General features: G+C 61.7%; 3 protein-coding genes. 1 reads left to right on the top strand and 2 read right to left on the bottom strand.

The annotated features are described in order from the left end of the window. Positions 1-71 precede the first annotated feature (71 nt). Entirely contained in the window at positions 72-2,357 is a 2,286-nt protein-coding gene (locus ACW9JE_RS29065) for an Orn/Lys/Arg family decarboxylase (RefSeq protein WP_457434717.1), read from the bottom strand. Continuing rightward, positions 2,354-3,763, bottom strand: a complete 1,410-nt coding sequence (gene potE / locus ACW9JE_RS29060; protein WP_457434716.1) for a putrescine-ornithine antiporter — start codon at positions 3,761-3,763, stop codon at positions 2,354-2,356. The genes ACW9JE_RS29065 and potE overlap by 4 nt, the downstream gene beginning before the upstream one ends. 183 nt (positions 3,764-3,946) lie before the next feature. On the opposite strand from potE, the gene ACW9JE_RS29055 reads away from it, so the two are divergent. Then, entirely contained in the window at positions 3,947-4,276 is a 330-nt protein-coding gene (locus ACW9JE_RS29055; RefSeq protein ID WP_224534997.1) for a hypothetical protein, read from the top strand. The last annotated feature ends 109 nt before the right edge of the window (positions 4,277-4,385 follow it).

Genomic DNA, 4,385 nt, shown 5'->3' with positions numbered 1-4,385 from the left:
TGATGTCGACTGACACGGCGCATTCGCGAGCAAGCCCGCTCCCACATTGGTTTTGTGTTGAGTCGCCTATCTCATTTGAGAACCAACATCCGATAAACCCCGCCCTCGGCTTCGATCCCGTGGGTGTCATGGGTGAACCCCGGGAAGGATCTGTCGAACGCCTCAAGCGCCTTCAGATACGCCAGCAGCGGCCCGTCCGCCGGGCCTGCGTTCTCGCCCGGCATCAGCAACGGAATGCCCGGCGGATACGGCACGATGCCGGTGGCGGCGATGCGGCCGGCGGCTTCTTCCAGGGTGACCCGTTCGATGTCGTTGCGCACCAGCTTCTCGTAGGCCTGCACCGGGCTGAACACCGCTTTGGGCAGCGTGCCGAAAGCCTGGGCCATGCTCGCGGTGGTCTTGTGCTGTTTCATCGCGGCGAATATTTCGTCTGCCAGGTCTTTCAGACCCATGCCGGCGTAGCGGCTCTGGTTGGCCACCAGCAGTTCCGGCAGGCACAGTTCCAGTTCGAGGTTGTGATCGTAGTCGCGCTTGAAGTCGAGCAGCGAGTTGACCAGCGTGCCCCATTTGCCCTTGGTGATGCCGATGGAGAACAGGAACAGCAGGGTGAAATCGGTGGTTTTCTCGACCACGATGCCCTGGTGCTCCAGGTACGCGCTGAGCACGCAGGCCGGGATGCCCGACTCCAGCAGCTTGCCGTCGTCGCCCATGCCCGGGCTGAGCACCGAGACCTTGATCGGGTCGAGCATGCAGTAGCCGTCTTCGATATCGCCGAAACCGTGCCACACCTCGTTGGGATGCAGGACCCAGCAATCAGGTTCGGTCCTGAGCAGCACCGGGTCGACTTCATGGAAGGGCACAGCGGTCTCGCCCACCTGCACCGTCGGGGGCTGCCAGCAGGTGAAGAACCAGTCGTCCTTGCTCGCCAGTTCCTCGTGCATGCGCGAGATGACCTGGCGGAAGGAGATCGCTTCCTCGATCGACTCGGTGGTGAGGATCTGCCCGCTGGGCGCTTCCATCATCGCCGAACTGACGTCGCAGGAGGCCATGATCGCGTAGTTGGGCGAGGTCGAGGCGTGCATCATGAACGACTCGTTGAAGCGCGCGTGCTCGATCGGGTTGCGGCCGTTGCGTACATGGATCATCGAGGCCTGGGACAGCGCCGCCAGCAGCTTGTGGGTCGACTGGGTGGCGAACACCGTCGGCCTGGATTCGTCATGATCGTTCGGGCTGCCGTGCATCGCATGGCGGTCGCGGTACAGCGGGTTGAAACGCGCGTAACCGTACCAGGCCTCATCGAAATGCAGGCGATCGACGCTCTGGCCCAGCAGTTCCTCGACGCGGGTGACGTTGTAGGTCAGGCCGTCATAGGTGGAGTTGGTGATGATCGCGTGCACCGGCGTCGGGTCGATGTCGCCCTTGATCAGCGGGTTCTCGGCAATCGCCTTTTTCACGCTCGCCGCGCTCAGGGTCTGCGGCAGGATAGGGCCGATGATGCCGTAGCGGTTGCGGGTTGGCACCAGATAGGTGGGCAATGCCCCGGACAGGGTCATCGCGTGTTCGGCGGACTTGTGGCAGTTGCGGTCGCACAGCGCCACCTGATTGCGGGTGACGCTGGCCATCAGGATGACGCGGTTGGAGGTCGAGGAACCGTTGGTCACGTAATAGGTGCGATGGGCGCCGAAAACCTTGGCGGCGTAGCGCTCGCCCTGACCGATCGGGCCGCTGTGATCCAGCAGCGAACCCAGTTCGCCGACGGAAATCGACAGGTCGGAACGCAGCAGGTTTTCCCCGAAGAACTCGTAGAACGCACGCCCCGCGGTGCTCTTCAGAAACGCCGTGCCACCGGCGTGGCCAGGGGTGTGCCAGGAGTACTCGCAGGAGCCGGAGAACTTCACCAGAGCGCCGAACATCGGTGGCAGCGCGGCCTGCCGATAACGCTCGATGGCCGACAGGATGCGCCCGCTGAGGAAGCGGCTGGTGTCTTCGGGTAGCCAGATGAAGTCGTCGGCGTTCTGCATCACCACCAGTGGAATGCTCGACGCAGTGCTGCGGTCGCTGATCAGGAATACCGGCACCCGGGTATTGCGTTCGCGCAGGCTGGTCAGCAACTTGATGCACTGCTCGTGGCCTTCGCTGTCGTCCATTTCCCAGCTGAGCAACAGGCACTGGATGGCCGGGTCTGTGCGCAGGATCGAGGTCGCATCGCTCAGGGATTCGGAAGCCAGCACGTGGACGCCGCGCTCTTCCACATCGCTGATCAATTGAATCTGCGCGCGACCGAAGACCGTGCGTTTGTCCGGCGGGCTGCTGACCAGCAAAGCCAGCATGCCGAGGGTCTGTTTATGTTCCGTCATGGCTGAAGCTCCCGTTTGATTTTATGCACTCTGTTCACCGGCACCGGCTCGACCGTGAGGTGCTGCGCGCTGACAGTCTGGGTCGGCACGCTGTTGTTGAACGCCTCGAGGCGAATCAGGCGATTGTTGACGAAACCGAACAGCGTGTAGCCGAAGATAGTCGCCACGCCGCCGAGCATCAGCGCCTGTTCGCCGGAGCTGTACAGCGCCAGGTAGCTGTAGGCCGCGGCGATCAGGGCGATGGCGTTGGTGACCATTGCCTTGTTTGCCGGCACGTTGGAGACCTTCTGGATTGTCGTCAATGCGGCCATTGACAGGATGTACGGCACCAGGTTGGTGACCACCGCGAGATTGACCAGAATGTCGAATTGCTTGCTCAAGTCCGGGCTGATGGTCAGCAGGCCCATCGCCGTTTGCAGGCCCAGCAGGATCAGCATGCCGATGATCGGGGTGCCGGCCTTGTTGGCTTTGGCGAAGATCGGCATGAAGTAACCGGTGTCCGCCGAGCTCTTGAACACCTGGGCAATGGTGAACTGCCAGCCGAGCAGCGAACCGATGCACGCCAGCACCATCGCTGCCATCACGATGTCGCCCACCAGCGGGGTGAACATCTTGGCGAACACCAGGCCGAACGGCGCGGTGGAGGCGGCGAGTTCAGGGTTATCGACGATGCCGGCGATGACGTTGGTCGAAACGATGTAGATCACCGCCGCACCCAGGGTGCCGCCGAGTACCGCAATGGGTACGTTTTTCTCCGGGTTTTCCACCGCGTCGGTGTTGGCGCAGGCCGATTCCAGGCCAAGGAACGCCCACAGGGTGATGGCCACCGAGGCGCCCGCGGCCTCGAACCAGCTCTTGTCGTGGGGATTCCAGCCGGCGGCGTAGATGCTGCTGTCGAACCAGAACCAGCCCACCGTAGACACCAGCACTACCGGGGCAATTACGCCCCACACCGTGACCGCGCCGATCCGCCCGGTGATCCGCGCGCCGCCGAAGTTGGCGAAGGTGGTGATCCACAGCAGGGCGATGGTCGCCAGACCCACTTGCATTGAGCCGAGCTTGATGTGGAATAGTTCCTGGATATAGCCGACCGCCGTGATGCTGATCGCCACGTTGGCAATCAGCAGCGACAGGCCATAGGTGTAGTTGGTGATGTAGTTGCCGCCTTTGCCGAAGGTGTACTCGGCATAACCGCCCATGCCGCCGGTCTTGCGGCTGAGCATCCCGCAGCGGGCAAAGGCATAGGCCAGCGCCAGCGAACCGGTGGCGGTCACCAGCCAGGAAAGGATGGAAATGGCGCCGACTTCCGCCAGTTTCGAGGGCAGCAGCACAATGCCTGAGCCCAGCATGTTGACGGCTGTCAGCATGGTCAGCTGGCCCACACTCATTTTTTTTGCGACGGACATTCCATTGCCTCTTCGGTAGCCATTGAGCTTGTTAGCTATAGCAAAGCATTGAAATGTCGCAAGAAAATGACCGCCATTGGCTGACGCGGGTCATGGCTTTTCGCGAAGGCATTATGCTGGCCCCCAGGTTGTTCGCTTGTCGCCAGAATCGCAGCATTTTCAGACGGTTAGGGGACAAAGCGAATGCGCAATATATGGATCGCGCTGATCTCGGTGGGCGTTGCGGGGCTCGCGACGGCTGCCCAGGCCAGGGAGCTGAAGGACAGTGACCGTTACATGTGCAGTTGGGGCGCGGGGACGGCGGCCAGGGCGCAGGAGCTGAAGTTGTCCGGGGTTTCGTTGTACGCGGCGCGGCAGAAGATCCAGGCCTACAAGTTTTCCAAGCCGTGGATGCGGATGACGGCGATGGGGATTACCGAACAGACCTACGACAGTCCGACCAGGATTAAACCGGCGGCGGTTCGGGAGAGTTTTTATCAGGATTGTGTGAAGTTCAAGTTGGCTGGGCGCTGATGGGGTTGTTGTTTGTTATGTGTGAAGATCCGTTTCTGCGGTAACGGCCGCTACTGGTTCCGCTCTTACAGCGGGTCACTTTGAAGAGCGCAAAGTAACCAAACGCTCG

The sequence above is a fragment of the Pseudomonas sp. SDO55104_S430 genome (assembly GCF_054070595.1).
This window is presented reverse-complemented; position numbering and strand designations above follow the sequence as displayed.

Coding starts and splice junctions, on each gene's coding strand:
- ACW9JE_RS29065 (WP_457434717.1), bottom strand. CDS start 2,357: ATGACGGAACATAAACAGACCCTCGGCATGCTGGCTTTGCTGGTCAGC.
- potE (WP_457434716.1), bottom strand. CDS start 3,763: ATGTCCGTCGCAAAAAAAATGAGTGTGGGCCAGCTGACCATGCTGACA.
- ACW9JE_RS29055 (WP_224534997.1), top strand. CDS start 3,947: ATGCGCAATATATGGATCGCGCTGATCTCGGTGGGCGTTGCGGGGCTC.